Genomic DNA, 22,145 nt, shown 5'->3' with positions numbered 1-22,145 from the left:
ACAACCCGGATTTGAGCCTCCTTCACGACAGGGCACGTCGATGACCGAAACCGAATCCGACACGCCGGCTGCCGCACGGATCGCGCAGCTCGAAACCCTCGACCGGCTCGCGCAGAATTTCGGCCGCAGCCTGGACGCGGCGCTGACCCGGGGGGCCGCCTCGGGGCGCAGCCTCGACGGCGTGCTGACCACCATCGGCACCCGGCTCGCCGGCGCGGCGGCCCGGGGCGGCGGGCGGCTCGATCCAGTCGGGCCTCACGGGCTTGATCAACACCGTGCTGGGTGCGGGATCCGAGACCGGCTTCGCGCGGGGTGGCGTGTTCCGGGGCGGGCGGGTCCAGCCCTTCGCGGCGGGCGGGGTCGTGGCCGCGCCGACCTACTTCCCCATGGCGGGTGGCACCGGCCTCATGGGCGAGGCCGGACCCGAGGCGATCCTGCCGCTGGGGCGCGGCCCGGACGGCCGCCTCGGCGTCGCGACCGGAGGCGCCCCGGCCCGCCCGGTCTCGGTAACCGTCCACATCGCGACCCCCGATCCGGCGGCCTTCCGCCGCTCGGAGGCGCAGGTGACCGCGAGCCTCGCCCGAGCCGTGGCGCGGGGCCAGCGGGCGACGTGAGGATCACGCCGCCTTCCGGGTCTCCGAGTCCCGCGCGCGGCTGCGGCGGCCGTCGACGCTGACCGGGGCCACGCCCTGGATCGTCACGCGCCGGACCACCCGGGGCTCGTCGCCGTAATCGTCCACCGCGCGGTGGACGGTCGCCCGGTTGTCCCAGATCGCCACGTCGCCCGTCCGCCAGGACCAGCGCACCGTGTTCTCGGGCCGGGTCGCGTGGTCGTGGAAGATCGCCAGCAGGTGCTGCGAATCCGCCGTGGTCAGCCCGAGGATGCGCTGGATGAAATGCCCGACGATCAGGGAGCGCTCGCCGGTCTCCGGATGCACGTGGACCAGCGGGTGCTCGGTCTCGAACACGGTCTTGGTGAAGACTTCGTCGTAGCGCCGCCGCCCGGCCTCCGAGACGTTCACCCGCCCGCCGACATAGTCGTAGACGTTGGAGTGCAGCGCCCAGAGCTTGTCGGCGAGGTCGCGCAGGGGTTCGGGCAGGTCGGCATAGGCCGCCGCCGTGTTGGCCCAGAGCGTGTCGCCGCCATAGGCCGGGAGCGTCACCGCGCGCAGGATCGAGATCGCCGGGTAGGCCGGCACGAAGGTCACGTCGGTGTGCCAGGAACTCGCCCGCTCGCCGCGGCTGCCGTCGATGTCGAGGATGCCCGCCGTCCCCGCGAGCGACGGCACGGTCGGGTGCGGGACGAGGTCGCCGAGGCGCCGGCCGAACGCCTCCTGCCCGGCCTCGTCGAGAGTCTGGTCGCGGAAGAAGACGACCTTGTGGGTGGTCAGCGCCTGCCGGATCGCCGCCACGGTCCCGGTCTCGAGATCGCCCGAGAGGGCGACGCCGCGGATCTCCGCCCCGATGCGGCCGGCGACGCGGCGAATGTCGAGGGCGGATGCGTGCAGGGGCTGAGGATTGGCGCTCATCAAAGGATTTCCTGGCAGAACGGCGTCGCGTCGTGCGGATCGCGCGATGAACCGAGATGTGCAGGCCGAAAGGACTTCAGAGAACATCCGCTTCGGTGTGCCGATCTTCGATCAACCGCCGTCTTGTGTCGATGAACGGCCCTTTTTGATTTTCCGGCTCCTCTCGAAAGACTTTTTTCAGCTGCTGCGATCCGGCAGCGATGACGTTCCCCGACGTCGCCAGACCGAGCCGGGGCAGGGCACCGCGATCGTCCTTGCGAGCGGAGCGAAGCAATCCAGCGGGCGCCACGGTCGCCGATGTCGCGCTGCCCTGGGTCGCGTCGCTGCGCTCGCGATGACGGCGGTGGCGTGGATGACCGGCGCGGCCCTGTCGCCACCCGAACCGGAGAGGCCCGCCATGGCCGACGACTTCCACGAGGTGCTGTTCCCCCTCGACGTGTCCCTGCGCGCCGGCGGCGGCCCGCAGCGGCTGACCGAGATCGTGACCCTGGCTTCGGGCCGCGAGCACCGGAACGGCCGCTGGGCCGATTCCCGCCGCCGCTACGATGCCGGCTTCGGGATGCGCGGCCTCGACGCGCTGCACGCCGTGCTGGCCTTCTTCGAGGAGCGCCGCGGCCGTCTCTACGGGTTCCGCTTCCGCGACCGGATCGACGGCCGCTCCGGGCCGCCGGGCCGGCCGGTCGGCCCCTTCGACCAGCCGCTCGGCACGGGCGACGGGGTCACCGCCACCTTTCCGCTGGTGAAGACCTACGGCGCCGGCTTCGCGCCCTATCGCCGCCGGATCGCCAAGCCGGTGGCCGGCAGCGTCCGGGTGGCGGTCGGCGGCCGGGAGGTCGGGCCCGAGGCCTTCGCGTGCGATCCCGCCACCGGCCTCGTGACCTTCGCGGCCGGCCACGCCCCCGAGCCGGGCGCCGCCGTGACGGCGGGCTTCGCCTTCGACGTGCCGGTCCGCTTCGACACCGACGAGCTGACCATCGACCTCGCGGCTTTCACGGCGGGCGAGATCCCGAAGGTGCCGCTCGTCGAAATCGTGCCGTGAGATAGGGGGCGCGCTGAGAACCGCGTCGCCGCGCCAGATGTTCGGCACCGTCTTTCCGGGGCGCCGCAGGCGAGCCCGGACCCGGAGGGGCACACCGGAGGCGGGCAATCCAGACACGCGTCGTCGCAGGATCTGCCGCCGCGGCGGCTCTGGATCCCGGGCTCCGCTGCGCGGCCCCGGGATGACGGCGCGCGGTGGCCGAGGTCGTCAAGGCCGTCCTGCGCGAGCGCGACAAGTGGGACTGAGACATCTCCTTCATCCAACTCCAGGCCCTGAGGGGGCACCATGCGCGACATCCCGGAGGCTTTCGCGGCCCATCTCGCGGGGGGCGTGACCACCCTGTGCCGTTGCTGGTCCCTGCGGCGGCGGGACGGGACGACCCTCGGCTTCACCGACCACGACCGCGACCTCACCGTCGCGGGCCTCGTTCACGAGGCCCGGACCGGGCTGGAGGCCGCCGAGGCCAGCGCCGAGCTCGGCTTCGCCGTCTCGGGCGGCGACGTGGCCGGGGCGCTCAGCAGCCTCGGCCTCACCGAGGCCGACATCGCCGGCGGCCTCTACGACGGGGCTACCGTGGAGACCTGGCTGGTCGACTGGACCCATCCCGGGACGCAGCTGCTCCTCGACCTCGCCACGATCGGTGAGATTCGCCGGGAGGGCGACGCCTTCGTGGCGGAGCTGCGCGGCCTCACGCACCGGCTCGATGCCGAGCGCGGCCGGACCTACCGGGCCACCTGCGGCGCCGCGCTCGGCGACGCCCGCTGCCGGGTCGACCTCGCCCCGTGGCGCACCACCGGCCGGGTGACCGGTGTTCCGGAACCTGCAACGCTCTCGGTCGCGCTGGCCGGCGGCTTCGGGGACGGCCTGTTCACCGGCGGCCGGCTGACCTGGACCGCGGGGGCCAATGCCGGGTTCTCGGCTGATCTGCGTCTCCAGCTCGGCGCCCTGCTCGAACTCTGGAGCGCGCCGCCGCGGCCGGTCGCGGCCGGCGACGCCTTCACCGTGACGGCCGGGTGCGACAAGCGTCTCGCCACCTGCCGCGACCGGTTCGCCAACGCGGTCAACTTCCAGGGCTTCCCGCACATGCCCGGCAACGACGTGGTGATGCGGGCGGTGCCGGGCTCGGATCACGCCCTCGACGGCGGGAGCCTGTTCCGATGAGCGCGATGCGGCGGGATGTCGGCGCGGCGGCGCTCGGCGAGGCGCGCCTGTGGCTGGGCACGCCCTACCGGCATCAGGCTTCGCTCCGCGGTGTTGGCTGCGACTGCCTCGGGCTGCTGCGCGGGGTCTGGCGCGGGCTCTACGGCGCGGAGCCCGAGGCGGTGCCGCCCTACGGCGCCACCTGGGCGGAATCGGCTGCGCCCGGCGCCGACCCGCTCACCGCGGCGGCCGCGCGCCACCTCGTGCCGGTGGCCGGCCCCCTCGCGGAGGTGGTGCCGCGGGCGGGCGACGTGCTGCTCTTCGCCTTCCGCCGCCACCTGCCGGCCCGCCACTGCGCCATCGCCACCGGCGACGGCGCGATGATCCACGCCCATGACGGTGCGGTGGTCGCCGAGGTGGCGCTGACCGCGTGGTGGCGGCGGCACCTGACAGGGGTGTTCCGGTTCCCGGAGGCCGGAACCGCTTACGAGGAGGATGTGGATACGGTCAGCTTGACGCCGAGCACGTCCATGACCTTGCGGACCGTCTCGTAGCGGAGCTTCGAGCCTGGCATCAGAGCCTTGTACAGGCTTTCCCGTCCGACCCCCGCTTCGCGGGCGATCTGCGACATGCCGCGGGCCTTGGCGACATCGCCCAGGGCCGCAATGAAAAGCTCGGGATCCGGATCGTCGAGAGCCGCCGCGAGGTATTCGGCGATCGCCTGTTCGCTGTCGAGGAATTCCGAGGCATCGAAGGGTGTGAAACGCATCAGGCGATCCCATCAAGAGTCGCGGCCATAGACTTAGCCTTCTGAATATCTCGGGTCTGGCTGGACTTATCTCCGCCGCAGAGGAGCAGGTACGTAACCTCGCCACGTCGAACATAGTAGACGCGAAAACCGGGGCCATACGGGATCCGCATCTCGAACACGCCTGAGCCGACGGGTTTGACATCCCCGAAGTTGCCGAGCCCCGCAGCGCGGATTCGCGCCGCGATGCGTGCTCTGGTGCGGGCGTCCCTCAGGCCCGTGAGCCAGGTCCGGAAGGTGTCGGACAGCAGGATCGTCGTCACGTCCGCTTTGTATCCAATCGGATACGACGCCGCAACGCGTTCATACCGCACAACCATCAGATCCGGAGCCCTGCCATGGCGACGCTGATCCTGTCCTCGGCCGGCACGGCACTCGGCACCGCGCTGGGCGGCCCGATCGGGGGCATGCTCGGGCGGGCGCTCGGCTCCATGGCGGGCGCGGCGCTTGGCGGCGCGCTGTTCGGCTCCGGGCGGCACACCCGCTTCGTCGAAGGGCCGCGGCTCGCCGACGTGGCCGGGCTCACCTCCACCGAGGGCGACCCGATCCCCCGCGTCTACGGCCGGGCCCGGATCGGGGGTACCCTGATCTGGGCGACCCGCCCGCTGGAGGTCGCCAACACCACGGTGGCGCGCGCCGCCGCTCCGGCGAAGAGCCTGGGCGGCCAGAAGACCGTGACCACCCGCTACGCCTATTTCGCCAACCTCGCGGTCGGCCTGTGCGAGGGCGAGATCGCCTGCGTCCGCCGGATCTGGGCGGACGGCAAGGAGATCGACCAGGCCGGCCTGACCCTGCGGGTCCATACCGGCGGCCTGGACCAGGCGCCCGACCCGCTGATCGTCGCCAAGGAGGGATCTGAGGACGCCCCGGCCTATCGCGGCCTCGCCTACGTGGTGTTCGAGTCCCTGCCGCTGGCCGATTTCGGCAACCGCGTCCCGCAATTCGCCTTCGAGGTGATCCGCCCGGTCAACGGCCTGTGCGGCCGGATCCGCGCCGTCGACCTGATCCCCGGGGCGAGCGAGTTCGGCCTCGATCCGGACCGCGTCACCGTCGATCTCGGCCTCGGCCGGACCGAGGCCGCCAACCGCCACCAGCTTCAGCGCGCCACCGACGTGATCGCGTCCCTCGACGCGCTCCAGGCGCTCTGCCCGAACCTCCAGCGGGTCGCCGTGGTGGCGACGTGGTTCGGCTCGGACCTTCGGGCCGGGGCCTGCCGGGTGGTCCCGAAGGTGGAGGGCCGGCGGAAGCACGCGCTGCCGGCGGACTGGCGCGTCGCCGGGATCAGCCGCGCCGAGGCCGAGATCGTCTCGCTCCTGCCGGACGGCAGCCCGTCCTACGGCGGGACGCCCTCGGACGATGGGCTGACCCGGCTGGTGGCCGAGCTGGTCCGCCGCGGGCTGGAGGTGGTGCTCTACCCGTTCGTGATGATGGACGTGCCGGCCGGCAACGCGCTGCCCGATCCCCGCGTGCCCGGCGCGATCCAGCCGGCCTATCCCTGGCGCGGGCGCATCACCTGCGATCCGGCGCCCGGCCTGCCCGGAAGCCCGGACGGCACCGCTCGAGCCGACGCGCAGGTCGCGGCCTTCTTCGCGGGCGGCTACCGCGACGCGGTGCTGCATTACGCCGACCTCGCCGCGGGCTGGGCCGCGTCCGGCGTGCGGATCGCGGCCTTCATCATCGGCAGCGAGTATGTCGGCCTGACCCGGGTGCGCGGCGCCGCCGGCTACCCGGCCGTGCAGGCGTTCCGCGACCTCGCCGCCGCCGTGCGCGACCGCCTCGGGCCGGCGGTCGCCCTGGTCTACGGCGCCGACTGGACCGAGTACGGCGCCGATGTCCGCGACGGCGGCGCCACGATCCGGTTCCCCCTCGACGACCTGTTCGCAGATCCCGCCATCGCGGCGGTGGGAATCGACTGGTACCCGCCGGTCTCGGACTGGCGCGACGCGCCGGACCATGCCGACCTTTCGGTCGCGGGCGACATCACCGACCGCGCCTACCTCAAGGATCGGGGCGCCTCGGGCGAGGGATTCGACTGGTACTACGCCGACGCGGACGGACGCGCCGCGCAGGACCGCCGGCCGATCGAGGACGGCGCCTACGGCAAGGCCTGGATCTACCGGCCCAAGGATCTCGTGGCGTGGTGGTCGAACCGCCACGTCGAGCGCGACGGCGGCGTCGAGACCCGCGCCACCGCCTGGGTCCCGATGGGGAAGCCGATCTGGCTCACCGAGATCGGGGTGCCGGCGGTCGACAAGGGCACGAACGGGCCCAACGTCTTCCCCGACCCGAAATCCATCGAGAGCGCCGTCCCGCCGGAATCGCGGGGTCTGCGCGACGAGCTGATCCAGCTCCGCGGCGTCGCCGCGGTGATCGCGCGCTTCGACTCGGCGGTGCCGGGCTTCCGGGAGGCCGACAACCCGGTCTCGCCGGTCTATGGCGGCCGGATGGTCGACCCGGCGGCGCTCCATGTCTGGGCCTGGGACGCGCGGCCGTTCCCGGCCTTCCCGACCGTGCGCGGACCCTGGGCGGATGCCGGCAACTGGCGCATCGGCCACTGGATCACGGGGCGGATCGAGGGCTGCGACCTCGACCTGCTGGTCCGGCAGATCCTCGCCGAGTTCGGCTTCGACGCGCCGGTCTCCGTAGAGGCCGCCGCCTATCTCGACGGCTACGTCATCGACCGGCCGCTCACCGCCCGCGGCGCCCTGGAGACCCTGGCGCAGGTCTACGGCCTCGACGTCTCGGCGGTGGCCGGCACCCTGCGCCTCCGCGGGCCGCGCCGCGACCGGCCGGTGGTGCTCGCCGAGGCCGATCTGGTCCGGCTCTCCGAGGAGAAACCCGTACTCCGGCAGGTCCGGGCCGAGGAGAGCGCCCTGCCGCGCTCGGTGGAGCTCGGCATCACCGAATCCGAGAGCCCGGATTACCGCCGCGCCGCGGCGGCGGCCGTGCGGCCGGCGGGCGACCGGCGGCGCGAGACCCGGATCGAGGCCGCGATCGTCACCCGCCGCGAGACCGGCGACGCGCTTGCCGAGGCGCTGCTCGACCGGATCATCGCGGCCCGCGACAGCGCGGTGTTCACGCTGAGTCCGCGCCGGGTCGAGCTGGAGCCCGGCGACCTAGTGGCGGTCCCGGCGGACGTCCCGGGCGGCACGGTGCTGCGCAAGATCGACCGGATCGACGACGCACCCACCGGCCGCCGGATCGAGGCGAGCGGCGTGCCGCCGCGCGGCGGACCCGGGCGGGGGCTCGCCCGCAGCCCGGCTGTGCCGGCCGTCGCGCCGCCGGCCTTCCCGGGGCCGCCGCTGGCGCTCGCCCTCGACCTGCCGGTGGATCGGGGCACCCCCACGGTGCTGCAGTATCTCGCGGTGGCGGCCGAGCCCTGGCCGGGGGCGGCCGCTCTCTGGCGCGCGGACGGCGCGGGGCCGCTCGCGCTTCACGGCCGCGTCGACTATCCGGCCAGCCTGGGGCGCACCCGCGCGGCGCTCCCGGCCGGACCGCTCTGGCGCCTGCAACGCGGCGTGACGCTCGACGTCACCCTGCGCCGAGGCGGCGCGCTCGCCTCGGTGGGCACGGCCGGAATGCTCGCCGGCGGCAACCTGTTCGCGCTGATCGGCCCGGACGGTGCCGTCGAGCTGCTCGCCGCCGCGCAGGCCGTCCTCACCGGTCCCGACACCTACCGGCTGTCCGGCCTCCTGCGCGGGCTCGCGGGCAGCGAGGACGTCGCCTCCCGGATCACCCCGCCGGGCAGCCTGATCGTGCGCCTGGACGACGGCGCGGTGGTCCCCCTGGTGGAGCGGCTCGACGAAGCCGGACGGGGCTTCCGCTACCGGATTGGGCCGGCGGGGAGCGATCCGGGCGATCCGGCCTTCACGGACCTCGCCGCGACCGCCGGCCTCGCGGCACTGCGGCCGCTGCGGCCCGTCCACCTGCGGGCGCGCCGGGAGGCGCAGGGCGTGCGGCTGTCCTGGATCCGCCGGGCGCGCCGCGACGGCGATTCCTGGGAGCCGGCCGAGATCCCGCTGGACGAGCCGGAAGCCTACGCGGTGACGCTCTTCTCCGGGGACGCGGCCGTCCGGACGCTCCGGGCCGAGGCCCAGACCCTCCTCTACGCCGACGAGGCGGCGGATTTCGGCGGGCCGCAGACCAGCCTCGACCTGGCCGTGGCGCAGATCGGTGCCGTCGCCGGCCCCGGGCCCGCCCGTCGCGCCCGCATCCCCGTCCGCTCGGCCTGAATGCCCGGGAGTCTGCCATGTCCGACACCACGCCCCATCTCGGCCTGCCGTTGATCGCCGCGAGCCAGGCCCAGAAGCACGTCACCCACAACGAGGCGCTCGGCCTGATCGACGCGCTCGTGCAGCTCGCCTGCCTCGACAAGGACCTAACCGCGCCGCCGCCGAGCCCCGCGGAGGGCGACCGCTACCTCGTGGCCGCGGCCGATCCCGGCGGCGCCTGGGCGGGCCTCGGGGGCCAGGTGGTGCGCTTCGCCGACGGCGTGTGGATCGGGGCTGTGCCCCGCGCCGGCTGGATCGCCTACCTGATCGACGAGGCCGACCTCTACGTGTTCGACGGCGCCGCCTGGACGAGCTTCCGCCGGACGCTCGCGGCGGTCCAGAGCCTGGGCCGCCTCGGGATCAACACGGGTGCTGACGCCACCAACCGCTTCGCCGTCAAGGCGGACGCGGCGCTGCTGACCTGGGACGACGCGACGCCGGGCAGCGGCGACATGCGGATCTTCGTGAACAAGCGCGACGCCGCGCGCGACGCCGCCCTGGTGCTCGAAACCGGCTACGCGGCGCGCGCGCTGCTCGGGCTTCTGGGGAGCGACGACGTTTCCCTGAAGGTCTCGCCCGACGGAGCGGCCTTCGCCACCGCGCTCACCGCCTCGGCCAGGACCGGCGGGATCGATTTCGCCTCCACCGAGACCGCCCTGGCGGCCGCCGCCAGCACCGATATCGGCGGCACCGGCACGCGGCGGGTGCTCGTGACCGGCGCGGGGCGGATCACGCGCTTCGGCACCGCGGCCGACCGCGAGCGGTTCGTGCGCTTTGCGGGCGGCGCGACCCTGGTGCACCATCCCGAAGCCCTGGTTCTGCCGACCCGGGCCGACATCGTGACGGCCGCCGACGATACGTGCATCGCGCTCTCGGATTCCGCCGGCCGCTGGCGTGTGTGGCACTACCAGCGGGCCGACGGGACGCCGCTGGCGGCCGGCGCGCGGCCCGCCGCGTGAGCGGTTTCGCGCGCGCCGTCATCCCGGGGCCGCGCAGCGGAGCCCGGGATCCAGACGCGCCGACGCGCCAGGACCTGCACCCCGAGCGGGTCTGGGTTCCGGGCTCGCCTGCGGCGCCCCGTAACGACGGAGGGGTGCTCACCCGGGGACGAGCGCCCGGAGCATCGCGGGCTCGACCGCCGCGTAGCCCGCCCTGTTAAGGTGGATGCCGTCCTCGGTGAAGGCGCGGGCCAGCGCCCCCGAGGGGTCGGCGAGAGGCGTCTGATAGTCGATGAGGCGGGCCGCGCCCGCGTCGCACAGGGTGCGCAGCCACGCGTTCAGGACGCGGATGCGCGCCACCGGCCGGAGCTCGGGACGCCAGCCCCAGAAATCGCTCGGCATCACGGTGCCGATCCAGAGCGGCAGCCCGGCCTCGAAGGCCAGCCGGCCCATGGCCAGGATGTTCGCGGCGATCTCCCGGTCCGGGACCGGACCGCCGATCTCCGCGATGTCGTTGATCCCGCAGAGCAGGTGGATCCCGCGCGCGCCTTCGGCGTCCCGGAGGAACCGCGCCCGGATCTGCCCGCTCGTCTGGCCCGGGACGCCGCGGGCCACGAAGCCGTGACGCGCGAAGGTCTCGGCCCGCTCGACGCCCCAGGCGGCGGTGATCGAGTCGCCGATGAACACCAGCGGCCGGTCCTGTCGACTCCCCACGCGTCCTCCCTCGGCACCGCGCCCGCGCGGCCGCCATAGCCCGGCGTCGTGCCGGGCGCCATCGACCGGAGCACAGCCATGCCGACCACCGGAACGGCCCGGGCAGCGGGCGACGTCTTCGCGGCCGAATGCGGCCGCCTGGGCCCGCGCCTGATGCGCGATCTCGGCCTGACCGACCTGCAGGCGGCGGGGCTCCTGGGCAATCTCGGCCACGAGAGCGGCGGTTTCCGACAGCTGCAGGAGGTGGCGCCCGCGGTGGCGGGCTCCCGCGGCGGCTGGGGGCTCGCCCAGTGGACCGGTCCGCGACGCGTGGCCATGGAGGCGTGGTGCCGGGTGCGCGGTCTCGATCCGGCCGACCCGGAGGCCGGCTACGGCTATCTCTGCGCGGAGCTGCGCGGCACCGAGGCCGCCGCGCTCGAAGCCCTGCGGGCCGCCGCGAGCCTCGAAGCCGCCACCGCGGTGGTCTGCCGCCGCTTCGAGCGCCCCGGCATCGTCGCGCTGCCGAGCCGGCTCGCCTGGGCGCGCCGGGCGCTCGCCGCCCTGCGCGCCGCCGCCGGGCCGGTAGCCCCGGGGAAGCCGCCGAGCCGGCGCTGACCCTCCACCCGTTCCCGAGCCGGCCGGGTCCGCCGCGCGAACAACCCTCGGAGATCGACCATGACGCACCGCTTCCGTCTGGGGCTGGCTCTCGCCTGCGCGGCCCTGCCGTTCGCCGCCCTGCTGTCGCCGGCGTATGCCGCCGCCGCGCTGCCCGCCACCGGGGTGAGCCTGCCCTGGGGCGACTGGCTGACCGGCCTGCTCCAGCCGGTCTCGGCCGTCCTCGTGCCACTCGCGGCCGCGGCCGTGACCGCCGGCATCGCCCGGGTCGCGCCCTGGGCGGCCTCGGTGCTGACCCGCGACCGGGTCGAGGCGGCGATCCGCGCTGGGGCGGAGTTCGGCCAGAACGCCGTGGCCGGCGCCGCCAAGGGCCGGACCGTCAGCGTCGATCTCGGCTCCGCGGTGGTCGCAGCCGGAGCCCGGCACGTGCTCGCCACCGCGCCCGGCCACGTCGTCCGGTCGGCCGGCGGGGCGGAGGGCGTCGCGGCCCGGATCTTCCGGGCCCTGCCGCTCGATCCGCAGGCGAGTGCCGCGACCGTGCTCGCCCCGGCGCTGGCCGAGCTGCGCGAGCGCGACGGCCGGCCGGGTGCCGCACGGCAGGGCTGAGGCCGCGTCGCGGGGGCGGAACGATGACGCCGGGCGGTCCCGCCCGGCACCGGCCGGGAAAGGATACGCCTGCCATGACCGATCCCCGCCCCCCTGCGCACCGCGCCGCCAAGCCCGCTTCCGGGGCCCCTTCCAGGGCCGCCGCCGAATCCCGCGAGGACGAGGCCGACCCCGGCATCGCCCTCGGGGGCCGGGCGCGGGCGATCCGCTTTCCGCCCTTCTGGCACGTCTGGTTCGGCCGCCAGACCGAGCCGCGCCTCGCCGCGCTCGACGAGATGGTCGACGCGCATGTCGAGCGGCGGGCTTTGCGCCGCTATCTGACGCGGCTGAAGCACGCGACGGTTCTGGCCTTCCTCGGCGCCGCCGCGGCCGTGCACTGGTTCTCGGACCAGATTGCCTGGATCGCGGCGCGGATCCCCGCCCTGCGGTCACTCTGGATGCTCGTGGTGGGAGGGTGAGATGCACCTGTTGCGGTGGGATCAAATCCTCGACCGCCTCTGGCTGGCCGCCTCCGGGGCGGCGGCTCTGGCCCTCGCGCTCGATCTGGGTGCGCAGGTCGGGTCGCGCGGCTGGTCATCGGACGGCGCCGTCCTGACCGCGCTGGCCGGCCGCGCCCCTGACGCGGCCGGCCTCGAACCGACACGACCCGGGATGCCGGCAGCCCGCCGGGAGACCGTTTCCGTGACCCGTCCTGCATTGCTTGTGCGAACCGGCGCCGGCGGGGGAACCGAGCCGGGTTCCGGGCCGTAGTGCCGGCACGATGCCGCCCACCGCCCTATCGCGCAGAACAGGATCTTTCGGTCAGCCCGCCGCCTCCACCGCGAGGGAACAACAGCCACGTATTCAGGGCGCATTCAGTGCCCGCGGCCCACATCTCGTGCCAATGCGCTACACCATCGCCCTGGTTGCCATCAGCCTGACCGCCGCGGCCCTCGCCGCGGGCGGCCTCGGCTCCATGGCCGATGACGGGCCGGCCCCGCAGACGGGCGCCGTCTCCAGCCAGGCGCCGCTGCGGGTCGAGGCCTGCCTGTCGCCCGCCGACATGCGCGAGGAGGTCGGCGAGCGGCGGGTAATCCCGCCCGTGGCGGCGATCCGCGCGGCCCGCACGGTGATCCCCCGGGCCGAGATCCAGCGGGCGAGCCTGTGCCGTTACGAAGACACGCTCGTCTACATGCTCACCGCCTTGCGCCGGGACGGGCATTTCGTGCACGTGATTGTCGATGCGCGCACCGGCACTGTCGCGGGACAATATTGAGCGGGCGCCTAACCCGTCCTGGAATGGAGTGAGCCGTGCGTCTGCTCGTCGTGGAGGATGACAAGGACATCAACCGGCAGGTGGTCGCCGCGCTGGAGGAGGCCGGCTACGTCGCCGACAAGGCCTATGACGGCGAGGAGGGCGGCTATCTTGGCGAGAGCGAGCCCTACGACGCCATCATCCTCGACATGGGGCTGCCCAAGGCCGACGGCGTCAGCGTGCTCCAGAAGTGGCGCCGGGCCGGGGTGAAGACTCCGGTGATCATCCTCACCGCCCGGGACCGCTGGTCCGACAAGGTCGACGGGTTCGATGCCGGGGCTGACGACTACGTCACCAAGCCCTTCCACATGGAGGAGCTGATGGCGCGCGTCCGCGCGCTCCTGCGCCGGGCCGCCGGGCACGCCTCCAGCCAGATCGCCTGCGGGCCGGTGACCCTCGACACGCGCTCCGGCAAGGTGTTCGTCGACGGCGCCCAGGTGAAGCTGACGAGCCACGAATACCGGCTGCTCTCCTACCTGATGCACCATACCGGCCGGGTCGTCTCCCGGGCCGAGCTGACCGAGCACCTCTACGACCAGGATTTCGATCGCGACTCGAACACGATCGAGGTGTTCGTCGGGCGCCTGCGCAAGAAGCTCGCGGTCGACCTGATCCAGACCGTGCGAGGCCTCGGCTACCTCGTGGATCCCAACCAGCCGCCGGCGCGGGTGTGACGGCCGTGCCGGGGCCCGGCACCCTGCCGGCCGTGTTCATGCGCGGCGGCACCAGCAAGGCGCTGATGCTGCACCGCCGGGACGTGCCGGGTGACCTCGCCGCCTGGGAACCGGTCTTCCTCTCCGCCATGGACAGCCCCGACCCGTTCGGGCGGCAGCTCAACGGCATGGGCGGGGGCGTCTCGTCGGTCTCGAAGATCTGCGTGGTCGAGCGCTCCGCGCGGCCGGACGCCGACATCGACTACACCTTCGTGCAGGTGGTGGTCCGCGACGGCCGCATCGACCTCTCGGGCAATTGCGGCAACATGCTCTCGGCCGTGGGACCGTTCGCGGTCGACGAGGGGCTCGTCGACGTCCCGGACGGCCCGGTGCGGCTGCGGATCTACAACACCAACACCCGCAAGCTGATCGAGGCGCGCTTCGCCGTCCGGGGCGGCCGCGCGGTCTATGGCGGAGACCTTCCGATCCCCGGCGTGACCGGCACCGGCGCGCCGATCCGTCTGGACTTCGTCGATCCCGGCGGCGCCACGACCGGCCGGCTCCTGCCCACCGGCACCGTCCGTGAGCGTCTCGACGTGCCGGATCTCGGCGCGATCGAGGCCTCGCTGGTGGATGCCGCCAATGCCTGCGTGTTCGTCCGCGCCGCCGATCTCGGGCTCTCCGGCACCGAGCTGCCCGCCGCCCTGGAGGCTGTGCCGGGCCTGCTCGACCGGCTGGCGCGGATCCGCCGCGCCGGCTCCGTGGCGATGGGCATCGCGCCCGACCTCGAGGCGGCGGCGCGCATCGTCCACGTGCCCTTCGTCGGCCTCGTCGCGCCGCCGCGGGATTCCGGCAGCCTCTCCGGCGAGACGATCCGCGCCGCCGAAATCGACCTGACCGCCCGGGTAATCTCCAACGGCGTGCCTCATCAGGCCCTGCCGCTCACCGCCACCCTGTGCCTTGCGGTGGCCGCCCGGATCGAGGGCAGCCTCGTCCACGAGGCCGCGCGGCCCACCGACGCCGCCCTGCGGGTCGGCATGCCGTCGGGCATCCTCACCGCCGATGCCACCGTGACGCGGGATGGCGAAAGCTGGCGGGCGGAGCGCGGGTCGTTCTTCCGCACGGCGCGCCCGCTGATGCGGGGCGAGGTGTTCTACGATGCACCGCCGCCCGTCTGAGCGACCGACGCATCCATGATCGACCTTATCGGCCTCTTCTCCCTGCGCCGCCGCTCCATCGCGGTGCGGCTCGCCGTGTCGGCGTTCCTGGCGAGTTCGGCGATCCTGCTGATCGCGGCCTGGATCCTCACGACCCTCTATCGCGAGAACACCGAGCGGTCGTTCGACAGCCGGCTGCTCGTCTTCGCCAACAATCTCGCCACCGATCTCGTCTCGCCCAACGATCCCGAGAGCCGGACCTTCTCGCTCGGCGACCCGCGCTTCGACCTGCCCCTGTCCGGCTGGTACTGGCAGGTCGGCAAGCCCGATGCGAAGCCGCGGGACGTGCGCACCTCCCGCTCCCTCGTCGGCGTGCCGCTCCCGCCCGCAACGGATTCGGACGGCAAGGTCGGGGTCGGTCAGATCCGCCAGGGCTACGGCAAGGGGCAGGACGGGCGCCTCCTGCGCATCATGGAGCGCGACGTCGATCTCGGCGAGGAGGGCCGCTACACGGTCCGGGTCGCCGGCCCGGCCGACGAGATCGTCAACGACGTCGACCGGTTCCGCAATTCGCTGACCATCACCTTCGGCCTGCTCGGCCTGTCGCTGGCGATCACCACCCTGCTGCAGATCCGGTTCGGCCTGGCGCCGCTCAAGAAGATGCGCGCCGCGCTCGGCGCCGTGCGCCGCGGCGAGGCCGACCGCATCACCGGCACCTATCCGCGCGACATCGCCCCGCTCACCGGCGAGGTGAATCTGCTGATCGAGACCAACCGCGAGATCCTGGAGCGCGCCCGCACCCAGGTCGGCAATCTCGCCCATGCCCTGAAGACGCCGCTCTCGATCATCGTCAACGAGGTCGGCGCCTCCGATGCCCCGGAGGAACTCGCCCAGAAGATCCGCGAGCAGGCCGCGGTGATGCGCGATCAGGTCAACTACCATCTCGACCGGGCCCGCGCCGCCGCGCTCGCCGGCACGCTCGGCACCTCGACCGAAGTCGAGCCGGCCTTGGCCGGCCTCGTGCGCACCTTCGGCAAGATCTACCGCGACAAGGACATCGCCTACGACGTCCACGTGCCTCCGGGCCTCCGCTTCCGCGGCGAACGCCAGGATTTCGAGGAGATGGTCGGCAACCTCGTCGACAACGCCTCGAAATGGGCGCACGGCCGGGTCGCGATCCGGGCCGAGGCGGTATCCAAGGACGATTATCCCCATCTGGTCGTCGCCATCGAGGATGACGGCCCCGGCCTGCCGCCGGAGGCACGCCAGGCCGTGCTCGGCCGCGGCCGGCGGCTCGACGAATCCAAGCCCGGCTCGGGCCTCGGCCTGTCGATCGTGGCCGACCTCGCCGCGCTGTACCGGGGTCACTTCACGCTGGAGCAGGCGGCTCTGGGCGGCCTGCGGGCCGTGCTGGAGGTTCCGGGCGACGCGCCGGTGGGCGCGACGGCCCATTGAGAGCGGATGCTCGGCCGCTCCGGTGGCCGGGGTCCGCCGTGTTCAACAAGCTTTGACCGGGGCCGTCGGCGCGCACGCCGAGGGGTGGTTCCCCCTCGGCCCTTGTCATCGCGGTGAAGTTGCGTGACACCGTGCCGCCGCCGGGGGGCGTCGTGGCGTCACGCTGTCGGCTCCACATGGTGTGGAGAGGTGCGGGCCGGTCCGGCCTGCTGGCGAAGGTTCGATGACGGCGATCTGGTTCATCCTGGCGGCCATGACCGCGGCGGCCGTGCTCGGCCTGCTCTGGCCGATGTCGCGGCGCGCCTCCGTGCCGACCGGAGAGGCCGGCGGAAGCGCCATCGCCACCGAGACCGCCTTCTACGAGGACCAGATCGCCGAGATCGGGCGCGACCTGGAGCGCGGGCTGATCGCCCCGGAGGAGGCCGAGTCGGCCAAGGCCGAGGCGGCGCGCCGCCTGCTGCGGGCGAGCCGCGAGTCGCAGCTCGAGGCCGAGGATGCCGGCGTGGTCGAGGCGGCACGCCCGGCCGAGCCGCGGCTGCGCCGTCGCCGGGCGGCCTCGGCCTTCGCGCTCTCGACCATCCCGCTCGTGGCGCTGATCGCTTACGGCCTCTACGGCTCCCCGGAATTGCCCGCCCAGACCGCCGCCGACCGCGCGGCGGCCCGCGGCGGCACCGACGAGCTGATGAAGGCGGTGGGCCAGATCGAGGCACGCCTCGCCCGCGACCCGAACGACGCCCGGGGCTGGGCGGTGCTGGCGCCGGTCTACATGCGCACCGGTCGCTTCGACGATGCCGCCCGCGCCTACGCAAACATCGCGCGGCTGAAAGGCGAGACCGCCGACATCCTCGCCGATCAGGCCGAGGCCCTCACGGCGGCCGGCGACGGCACCGTCACGCCCGAGGCCAAGGCCCTGTTCGAGAAGGCGCAGGCCAAGGATCCGAACGCGCCGAAGCCGCGCTTCTACCTCGCGCGGGCGGCCGAGCAGGCCGGCGATACCGGCGAGGCGATCCGCCAGCTCACGACCCTCGAAGCCGCGAGCCCGTCGGAGGCCCCCTGGCTCGGGGTGGTCCGCCAGACGCTCGCCCGCCTGAAGGGAGAGCCGCCTCCGCCCGCCGCAGAACCCAAGGCGGCCCCCCAGATTCCGGCGGAGCAGCAGGCGGCGATCCGCGGCATGGTCGACGGCCTCGATGCCCGGCTGAAGGCCAGCGGCGGCACGCCCGACGAGTGGCTGCGGCTGATCCGGTCCCGGACTGTGCTGGGCGACCGCGATCAGGCCGTCGCGGCCCTGGCCCGCGCCCGCACCGCACTGGCGAACGATCCACAGGGACTTGCTCAGGTGGAGCAGGGCGCCCGCGATCTCGGCCTTGAGGCCGGTGCATCCGCGGGGGCGCCGGCCGCGTCCGGACCGGTTGCCCAGGCCGAGACGGGGGCCGCGATGGCGGCTGTGCGCGACATGCCGCCCGCCGAGCGCGACGCCGCCATCCGCGGCATGGTCGAGAGCCTCGACCGGCGCCTCGCGGCCCGGGGCGGCACGCCGGACGATTGGCTGCGCCTCGTGCGCTCCTACACCGTCCTTGGCGAGCGCGATCAGGCGACGAAGGCCCTCAACCGCGCGCGGATGGCGCTCGCCGCCAACAGCGAGGCGGTGGCGCGGCTCGACGGGCTCGCCCGGGAGCTCGACTTGCCCGCCAAGGCCAGTCCCTGACCCTGCAACCCCCGGTGCCACAAGGTCGCGCGGTGTCCGCAGCGGCGTCGGCTGTACGACAATCGGTCTCGACGCCTGCCCTTGACCCGCGCCCGTGCGGGGCCGACACCCTGGAGTGTAGAATGAGAACGGTTCGGACCTGGGCGGATCCTCGCCCGCCGAATCGCGGGGTGGACGCATCGTGACGCGTAAGAAACGCCGCCTGATCCTGATCGCCGCCTGCGGCAGCGTGCTGGCGCTCGCCGTGGGGCTGATCCTGTACGCCATGAGCGGGTCGATCGTGTTCTTCCGCTCGCCGTCCGACATCGCCCTGCAGGGCATCACGCCCGGCACCCGCCTGCGTCTCGGCGGCCTCGTGAAGGACGGATCGGTGAAGCGCGGGCCAGACCAGGTCGTGGACTTCGCCGTGACCGACACCAACGCCACCGTCGAGGTCCAGTACAAGGGCCTGCTGCCGGACCTGTTCCGCGAGGGACAGGGCGTGGTCACCGAAGGTGTCTTAGAGCCGGGCGGTCGGTTCCGCGCCGACACGGTGCTCGCCAAGCACGACGAATCCTACATGCCCCGCGAGGTCGCCGACGCCCTGAAGGCGCAGGGGCGCTGGCAGGAGGGCGGCCCGAACAAGGGCGGGCCCGCCCCGAAGCCGGCGACCGCCTCGGCCGACGGGACGCTCGGTCCCCGCAGCGAGCGGTGAGGAAGCCGGCATGATCGTTGAGACCGGCCATTTCGCGCTCGCGCTCGCGCTCGCGATCTCTCTCGTCCAGATGGTGATGCCCATCTGGGCGGCGCGCACCGGCGACCCAGCCCTGCGCCAGACCGCCTCGCAGGCGGCTCTGGGCGCCTTCGGCTGCGTGCTCTTCGCCTTCGCGGCGCTGACCTGGGCGCATGTGACGTCCGACTTCTCGGTCCAGAACGTCGTCGAGAACTCGCACACCCAGAAGCCGCTGATCTACAAGATCTCCGGCGTCTGGGGGAACCACGAGGGCTCGATGCTCCTCTGGGTCCTGATCCTCACGCTGTTCGGCGCCTGCGTGGCGGCGGCCAGGAATTCCGTGCCGCCGCGGCTGCGGGCCAGCACGCTGGGCGTGCAGGGGCTCATCACCTTCGTCTTCCTGCTGTTCATCATCACGACCTCGAACCCGTTCAGCCGCGTGATCCCGGCGCCGGTCGAGGGCAACGACCTCAATCCGCTGCTGCAGGATCCGGGCCTCGCGATCCACCCGCCGCTCCTCTACGTCGGCTATGTCGGCTTCTCGATCAGCTTCGCCTTCGCGGTGGCCGCGCTAATCGACGGGCGCATCGACGCCGTCTGGGCGCGGGCGGTGCGGCCCTGGACGCTGACGGCGTGGTGCTTCCTGACCCTCGGCATCGCGATGGGCTCCTACTGGGCCTATTACGAACTGGGCTGGGGCGGCTGGTGGTTCTGGGATCCGGTGGAGAACGCTTCCCTGATGCCGTGGATCGCCGGAACCGCGCTGCTGCACTCCACCGTGGTGATGGAGAAGCGCGACGCCCTGAAGGTCTGGACGGTTCTGCTCGCCATCCTGACATTCTCGCTCTCGCTGATCGGCACCTTCCTGGTCCGATCGGGCGTGATCACCTCGGTGCATTCCTTCGCCACCGACCCGACGCGCGGCGTGTTCATCCTGGCGATCCTGGTGCTGTTCATCGGCGGCTCGCTGACGCTGTTCGCGTGGCGGGCGCCGCTGCTCCGGCAGGGCGGCCTGTTCGCGCCGATCTCCCGCGAGGGCTCGCTCGTCCTCAACAACCTGTTCCTGGTGGCCGCTTGCGCCACCGTGCTGGTCGGCACCCTCTACCCGCTGGTGCTGGAGATGCTGACCGGCGAGAAGATCACGGTTGGGCCGCCCTTCTTCAACTCCACCTTCGTGCCGCTCGCGATCCCGCTCCTCCTGATCGTGCCCTTCGGGCAGGCGCTCGCCTGGAAGCGCGGCGATGTGCTCGCCGCCGCCCAGCGCCTGTTCGCCGCGCTCGCGGTGGCCCTGGTCGTCGGCTTCGCGGTGCTGGCCCTGACCTGGGGCGGCCCGGTCATGGCGCCGGTGGGAATCGGGCTCGGTGCCTACCTGCTGATCGGCTCCGCGCTGGAGATCGTGTCGCGGGCCCGCGGCTACGGCGCCAGCCGGGCGCGCTCGCTCGGACAGATCGGACGCCGCGCCGTCGGCCTGCCGCGCTCGGCCTGGGGCACCGCGCTCGCCCATGCCGGTGTCGGCGTCGTGGTGCTGGGCATCGCCGCCCAGGGCTGGGCTACCGAAGGGCTGGCGACCCTCAAGCCCGGCCAGAGCCTTGCGACCGGACCCTACGTGGCGACCCTGGACAGCGTCGGTCCACGCCAGGGTCCCAACTACGAGGAGGCCGCCGCCAGCCTGACGATCCGGACCCGCTCCGGTGACGAGGTCGGGCACGTGGACACCGGCAAGCGCTTCTACCCGAGCCGCAAGATGGCGGTGACGGAATCCGGGCTGCTGACGATCGGTGCAAGCCAGGTCTACGCCAGCCTCGGCGAGATGAGCCAGGACGGCGGCGTCGGCCTGCGGCTGTATTACAAGCCGCTGGTGCTGCTGATCTGGCTCGGGGCCGTGGTGATGGCGCTGGGCGGCGGGCTCTCGCTCACCGATCGTCGGATGCGCGTGGGCGTCCCCGCCAAGGCGAAGGCCCGGCCGCTCCCGGCCGCGGTGCCGGCTGAGTGATGGCGAGCCGCTCGATCCGACTCACGGTGCTGGCGCTCGCCCTGCTGGCATCGCTTCCCGCCCACGCCGTCCAGCCTGACGAAGTGCTGAAGGATCCGGCCCTGGAGCACCGCGCCCGGGAGATCTCGGCCGAGCTGCGCTGCCTGGTCTGCCAGAACCAGTCGATCGATGATTCCGACGCGCCCCTCGCCAAGGATCTGCGCCTGATCGTCCGCGAGCGGCTGGAGAAGGGCGACAGCGACACGGCGGTGCGCGACTACGTCGTGGCTCGCTACGGCGAGTTCGTGCTGCTGCGTCCGGTCTTCGCCCTGCACACTTTGCTGCTGTGGCTGACGCCTGTTCTGGCGGTGCTGCTCGGCGGGTTGGGGATCTGGCGCCTTGCGCGCCGTCGGCCGGCGGCGCCGGTCCGGACCCTGTCGCCCTCCGAGGAGGCGGAGGTCGCGGCGCTGCTGCGACGGGAGTAGAAACGGGCGAAATCGTGATGCGCCTGCTCTACTCGGCACGAGTCTTGGATCGGGCTCCGCAGACCGCATGATCGGCGACGCGCCCGGGGTTGGACGATGACGGCCGCTACGCTCACCATTTCGAGCCGCAACTATTCCTCCTGGTCCCTGCGAGGCTGGCTGATCTGCCGGATGGCGGGTCTCGATTTCGAGACCGAGGTCCTGTCCGGCACCGACGCCACCAGCCGGGCCGAGCTGCTGCACCTGTCGCCGTCCTTCCTGGTGCCGCGCCTGCGCCACGGCGACGTGGTCGTCTGGGATACGCTGGCCATCGCCGAGTATCTCGCCGAGACGTTCCCGGAAGCCGGCTTCCTGCCCGGCAACGTCGCGGAGCGCGCCCATTGCCGGTCGATCTCCGGCGAGATGCATGCCGGCTTCGTCAACCTGCGCTCGGCCCTGCCGATGAACCTGCGCGCCTTCCATCCCGATTTCCGGGTGTTCAACGGCGCGAAGGCCGATATCGAGCGCATCATCACGATCTTCGACGATTGCCTCGACCGGTACGAGGGACCGTTCCTGTTCGGCGCCAAGCCGTGCCTGGCCGACGCCATGTACGCGCCGGTCTGCACGCGCTTTCGCACCTACGACATCACGCTGCCGCCCCGGGCCGCCGCCTACCGCGACACGATCCTGCACTGGCCGCTCATGGTCGAGTGGGCCGAGGCCGCCGCCGACGAGCCGGATGAGATCGAGGAACTGGAGATGGAATTCTGACGCGGCCGAGGCTTCGGTCTCGGAGCGCGCCTCCGCTCGCAAGGACGGCAGGCTCAGCCCGGACGGTGAGAACCCGATGCAGAGGAATGCAGTTTCTTGCAGGGCAAAAATTTATGCTGCAATGCACGCAAGAAATTCTGAGGGCTGAGGAGATTTGAAAAACCGCGTTACGGCAACACGTTAACGGAACGTGCCCGTCGCCGACGCCGGCGGGTTACAGCTCGACAAACGTCCTTTGTCGCCCAACCGGACAGCTCGATTGAAGCCATTCGGCATTTCTGTTCCTCTTCGCATTAGAACAGGAACAGACTGGGCTGGGA

At 72.9% G+C, this 22,145-nt stretch carries 23 protein-coding genes and 1 pseudogene; 19 read left to right on the top strand and 5 right to left on the bottom strand.

Annotated elements, in window-relative coordinates; all coding sequences use genetic code 11:
- Positions 1-40 precede the first annotated feature (40 nt).
- Positions 41-614, top strand: a pseudogene (locus ABIE45_RS00660) (phage tail tape measure protein).
- 3 nt (positions 615-617) lie between these two features.
- Here ABIE45_RS00660 and ABIE45_RS00655 read toward each other — a convergent pair.
- Positions 618-1,529 carry a TauD/TfdA family dioxygenase gene (locus tag ABIE45_RS00655; protein WP_192709875.1) on the bottom strand — a complete coding sequence of 304 codons (912 nt, stop codon included), beginning with the start codon at positions 1,527-1,529 and terminating at the stop codon, positions 618-620.
- A gap of 76 nt (positions 1,530-1,605) precedes the next feature.
- Positions 1,606-1,944, bottom strand: a complete 339-nt coding sequence (locus ABIE45_RS00650; protein WP_192709876.1) for a hypothetical protein — start codon at positions 1,942-1,944, stop codon at positions 1,606-1,608.
- On the opposite strand from ABIE45_RS00650, the gene ABIE45_RS00645 reads away from it, so the two are divergent.
- From ABIE45_RS00645 to ABIE45_RS00635, 3 genes are all read left to right on the top strand, one after another.
- Positions 1,927-2,568 (top strand): DUF2460 domain-containing protein, encoded by a 642-nt coding sequence (locus ABIE45_RS00645; RefSeq protein WP_192709877.1) that lies wholly within the window; start codon positions 1,927-1,929, stop codon positions 2,566-2,568. The genes ABIE45_RS00650 and ABIE45_RS00645 overlap by 18 nt on opposite strands.
- Before the next feature lie 285 nt (positions 2,569-2,853).
- Positions 2,854-3,729 carry a DUF2163 domain-containing protein gene (locus ABIE45_RS00640; protein WP_192709878.1) on the top strand — a complete coding sequence of 292 codons (876 nt, stop codon included), beginning with the start codon at positions 2,854-2,856 and terminating at the stop codon, positions 3,727-3,729.
- A complete protein-coding gene (locus tag ABIE45_RS00635) occupies positions 3,726-4,262 on the top strand; it encodes an NlpC/P60 family protein (protein ID WP_192709879.1) in 537 nt (178 codons plus the stop codon). Before ABIE45_RS00640 ends, ABIE45_RS00635 begins: the two co-directional genes overlap by 4 nt.
- Here the strand turns inward: ABIE45_RS00635 and ABIE45_RS00630 are convergent.
- Positions 4,193-4,477: an addiction module antidote protein gene (locus tag ABIE45_RS00630; protein ID WP_192709880.1), complete on the bottom strand. Its 285-nt coding sequence runs from the start codon at positions 4,475-4,477 to the stop codon at positions 4,193-4,195. The two genes, ABIE45_RS00635 and ABIE45_RS00630, sit on opposite strands and share 70 nt — an antisense overlap.
- Positions 4,477-4,779 carry a type II toxin-antitoxin system RelE/ParE family toxin gene (locus ABIE45_RS00625; protein WP_192709881.1) on the bottom strand — a complete coding sequence of 101 codons (303 nt, stop codon included), beginning with the start codon at positions 4,777-4,779 and terminating at the stop codon, positions 4,477-4,479. Before ABIE45_RS00625 ends, ABIE45_RS00630 begins: the two co-directional genes overlap by 1 nt.
- A gap of 75 nt (positions 4,780-4,854) precedes the next feature.
- Here ABIE45_RS00625 and ABIE45_RS00620 point away from each other — a divergent pair, with 75 nt between their 5' ends.
- Complete coding sequence (locus ABIE45_RS00620; protein ID WP_192709882.1) at positions 4,855-8,748, top strand: glycoside hydrolase/phage tail family protein; 3,894 nt, start codon at positions 4,855-4,857, stop codon at positions 8,746-8,748.
- 17 nt (positions 8,749-8,765) lie between these two features.
- On the top strand, positions 8,766-9,746 hold the full coding sequence (locus ABIE45_RS00615) for a DUF2793 domain-containing protein (protein WP_192709883.1): 981 nt from the start codon (positions 8,766-8,768) through the stop codon (positions 9,744-9,746).
- Between the two features lie 138 nt (positions 9,747-9,884).
- Here the strand turns inward: ABIE45_RS00615 and ABIE45_RS00610 are convergent, their stop codons facing one another.
- The gene (locus tag ABIE45_RS00610; protein ID WP_373622045.1) at positions 9,885-10,439 is read right to left on the bottom strand and encodes a GDSL-type esterase/lipase family protein; all 555 of its coding nucleotides are present in this window, start codon (positions 10,437-10,439) and stop codon (positions 9,885-9,887) included.
- A gap of 78 nt (positions 10,440-10,517) precedes the next feature.
- Between ABIE45_RS00610 and ABIE45_RS00605 the strand changes: the two genes are divergently transcribed.
- The 13 genes from ABIE45_RS00605 (at position 10,518) to ABIE45_RS00545 (ending at position 21,825) form a co-directional block, all read left to right on the top strand.
- Positions 10,518-11,033 carry a phage tail tip lysozyme gene (locus ABIE45_RS00605; protein ID WP_192709884.1) on the top strand — a complete coding sequence of 172 codons (516 nt, stop codon included), beginning with the start codon at positions 10,518-10,520 and terminating at the stop codon, positions 11,031-11,033.
- Positions 11,034-11,093: 60 nt separating this feature from the next.
- The gene (locus tag ABIE45_RS00600) at positions 11,094-11,639 is read left to right on the top strand and encodes a hypothetical protein (RefSeq protein WP_192709885.1); all 546 of its coding nucleotides are present in this window, start codon (positions 11,094-11,096) and stop codon (positions 11,637-11,639) included.
- Positions 11,640-11,713: 74 nt separating this feature from the next.
- Positions 11,714-12,097 (top strand): hypothetical protein, encoded by a 384-nt coding sequence (locus tag ABIE45_RS00595; RefSeq protein ID WP_192709886.1) that lies wholly within the window; start codon positions 11,714-11,716, stop codon positions 12,095-12,097.
- A gap of 1 nt (position 12,098) precedes the next feature.
- Positions 12,099-12,389: a hypothetical protein gene (locus tag ABIE45_RS00590; protein ID WP_192709887.1), complete on the top strand. Its 291-nt coding sequence runs from the start codon at positions 12,099-12,101 to the stop codon at positions 12,387-12,389.
- 133 nt (positions 12,390-12,522) lie between these two features.
- Positions 12,523-12,894, top strand: coding sequence for a PepSY domain-containing protein (locus ABIE45_RS00585; RefSeq protein WP_192709957.1), 372 nt, complete (start codon positions 12,523-12,525; stop codon positions 12,892-12,894).
- A 35-nt stretch (positions 12,895-12,929) separates the two neighbouring features.
- Positions 12,930-13,607 (top strand): response regulator transcription factor, encoded by a 678-nt coding sequence (locus ABIE45_RS00580; protein ID WP_192709888.1) that lies wholly within the window; start codon positions 12,930-12,932, stop codon positions 13,605-13,607.
- Positions 13,608-13,612: 5 nt separating this feature from the next.
- A complete protein-coding gene (locus tag ABIE45_RS00575) occupies positions 13,613-14,764 on the top strand; it encodes a 2-methylaconitate cis-trans isomerase PrpF family protein (RefSeq protein ID WP_373622833.1) in 1,152 nt (383 codons plus the stop codon).
- Positions 14,765-14,779: 15 nt separating this feature from the next.
- A complete protein-coding gene (locus ABIE45_RS00570; protein ID WP_192709889.1) occupies positions 14,780-16,198 on the top strand; it encodes a sensor histidine kinase in 1,419 nt (472 codons plus the stop codon).
- 223 nt (positions 16,199-16,421) lie between these two features.
- Positions 16,422-17,903, top strand: a complete 1,482-nt coding sequence (ccmI, locus tag ABIE45_RS00565) for a c-type cytochrome biogenesis protein CcmI (protein WP_192709890.1) — start codon at positions 16,422-16,424, stop codon at positions 17,901-17,903.
- A 181-nt stretch (positions 17,904-18,084) separates the two neighbouring features.
- Complete coding sequence (gene ccmE / locus ABIE45_RS00560) at positions 18,085-18,597, top strand: cytochrome c maturation protein CcmE (protein WP_192709891.1); 513 nt, start codon at positions 18,085-18,087, stop codon at positions 18,595-18,597.
- Between the two features lie 10 nt (positions 18,598-18,607).
- Entirely contained in the window at positions 18,608-20,608 is a 2,001-nt protein-coding gene (locus ABIE45_RS00555) for a heme lyase CcmF/NrfE family subunit (protein WP_192709892.1), read from the top strand.
- Positions 20,608-21,072 (top strand): cytochrome c-type biogenesis protein, encoded by a 465-nt coding sequence (locus ABIE45_RS00550; protein WP_192709893.1) that lies wholly within the window; start codon positions 20,608-20,610, stop codon positions 21,070-21,072. The genes ABIE45_RS00555 and ABIE45_RS00550 overlap by 1 nt, the downstream gene beginning before the upstream one ends.
- A 96-nt stretch (positions 21,073-21,168) precedes the next feature.
- A complete protein-coding gene (locus ABIE45_RS00545) occupies positions 21,169-21,825 on the top strand; it encodes a glutathione S-transferase family protein (RefSeq protein WP_192709894.1) in 657 nt (218 codons plus the stop codon).
- Positions 21,826-22,145 lie beyond the last annotated feature (320 nt).

Origin of the sequence: Methylobacterium sp. OAE515 (assembly GCF_041806315.1) — a bacterium.
In the GTDB taxonomy this organism is placed as follows: domain Bacteria; phylum Pseudomonadota; class Alphaproteobacteria; order Rhizobiales; family Beijerinckiaceae; genus Methylobacterium; species Methylobacterium tardum.
Note: the sequence above shows the minus strand (reverse complement) of the source record. Positions and strands in the feature narration are given on the sequence as shown.

What these genes read in the sequence shown, in the direction of transcription:
- ABIE45_RS00640 (WP_192709878.1), top strand. Translation starts at nt 2,854, where the DNA reads ATGCGCGACATCCCGGAGGCTTTCGCGGCCCATCTCGCGGGGGGCGTG.
- ABIE45_RS00605 (WP_192709884.1), top strand. Translation starts at nt 10,518, where the DNA reads ATGCCGACCACCGGAACGGCCCGGGCAGCGGGCGACGTCTTCGCGGCC.
- ABIE45_RS00555 (WP_192709892.1), top strand. Translation starts at nt 18,608, where the DNA reads ATGATCGTTGAGACCGGCCATTTCGCGCTCGCGCTCGCGCTCGCGATC.
- ABIE45_RS00635 (WP_192709879.1), top strand. Translation starts at nt 3,726, where the DNA reads ATGAGCGCGATGCGGCGGGATGTCGGCGCGGCGGCGCTCGGCGAGGCG.
- ABIE45_RS00590 (WP_192709887.1), top strand. Translation starts at nt 12,099, where the DNA reads ATGCACCTGTTGCGGTGGGATCAAATCCTCGACCGCCTCTGGCTGGCC.
- ABIE45_RS00630 (WP_192709880.1), bottom strand. Translation starts at nt 4,477, where the DNA reads ATGCGTTTCACACCCTTCGATGCCTCGGAATTCCTCGACAGCGAACAG.
- ABIE45_RS00645 (WP_192709877.1), top strand. Translation starts at nt 1,927, where the DNA reads ATGGCCGACGACTTCCACGAGGTGCTGTTCCCCCTCGACGTGTCCCTG.
- ABIE45_RS00655 (WP_192709875.1), bottom strand. Translation starts at nt 1,529, where the DNA reads ATGAGCGCCAATCCTCAGCCCCTGCACGCATCCGCCCTCGACATTCGC.
- ABIE45_RS00570 (WP_192709889.1), top strand. Translation starts at nt 14,780, where the DNA reads ATGATCGACCTTATCGGCCTCTTCTCCCTGCGCCGCCGCTCCATCGCG.
- ccmI (WP_192709890.1), top strand. Translation starts at nt 16,422, where the DNA reads ATGACGGCGATCTGGTTCATCCTGGCGGCCATGACCGCGGCGGCCGTG.
- ABIE45_RS00585 (WP_192709957.1), top strand. Translation starts at nt 12,523, where the DNA reads ATGCGCTACACCATCGCCCTGGTTGCCATCAGCCTGACCGCCGCGGCC.
- ABIE45_RS00595 (WP_192709886.1), top strand. Translation starts at nt 11,714, where the DNA reads ATGACCGATCCCCGCCCCCCTGCGCACCGCGCCGCCAAGCCCGCTTCC.
- ABIE45_RS00615 (WP_192709883.1), top strand. Translation starts at nt 8,766, where the DNA reads ATGTCCGACACCACGCCCCATCTCGGCCTGCCGTTGATCGCCGCGAGC.
- ABIE45_RS00550 (WP_192709893.1), top strand. Translation starts at nt 20,608, where the DNA reads ATGGCGAGCCGCTCGATCCGACTCACGGTGCTGGCGCTCGCCCTGCTG.
- ABIE45_RS00620 (WP_192709882.1), top strand. Translation starts at nt 4,855, where the DNA reads ATGGCGACGCTGATCCTGTCCTCGGCCGGCACGGCACTCGGCACCGCG.
- ABIE45_RS00545 (WP_192709894.1), top strand. Translation starts at nt 21,169, where the DNA reads ATGACGGCCGCTACGCTCACCATTTCGAGCCGCAACTATTCCTCCTGG.
- ABIE45_RS00600 (WP_192709885.1), top strand. Translation starts at nt 11,094, where the DNA reads ATGACGCACCGCTTCCGTCTGGGGCTGGCTCTCGCCTGCGCGGCCCTG.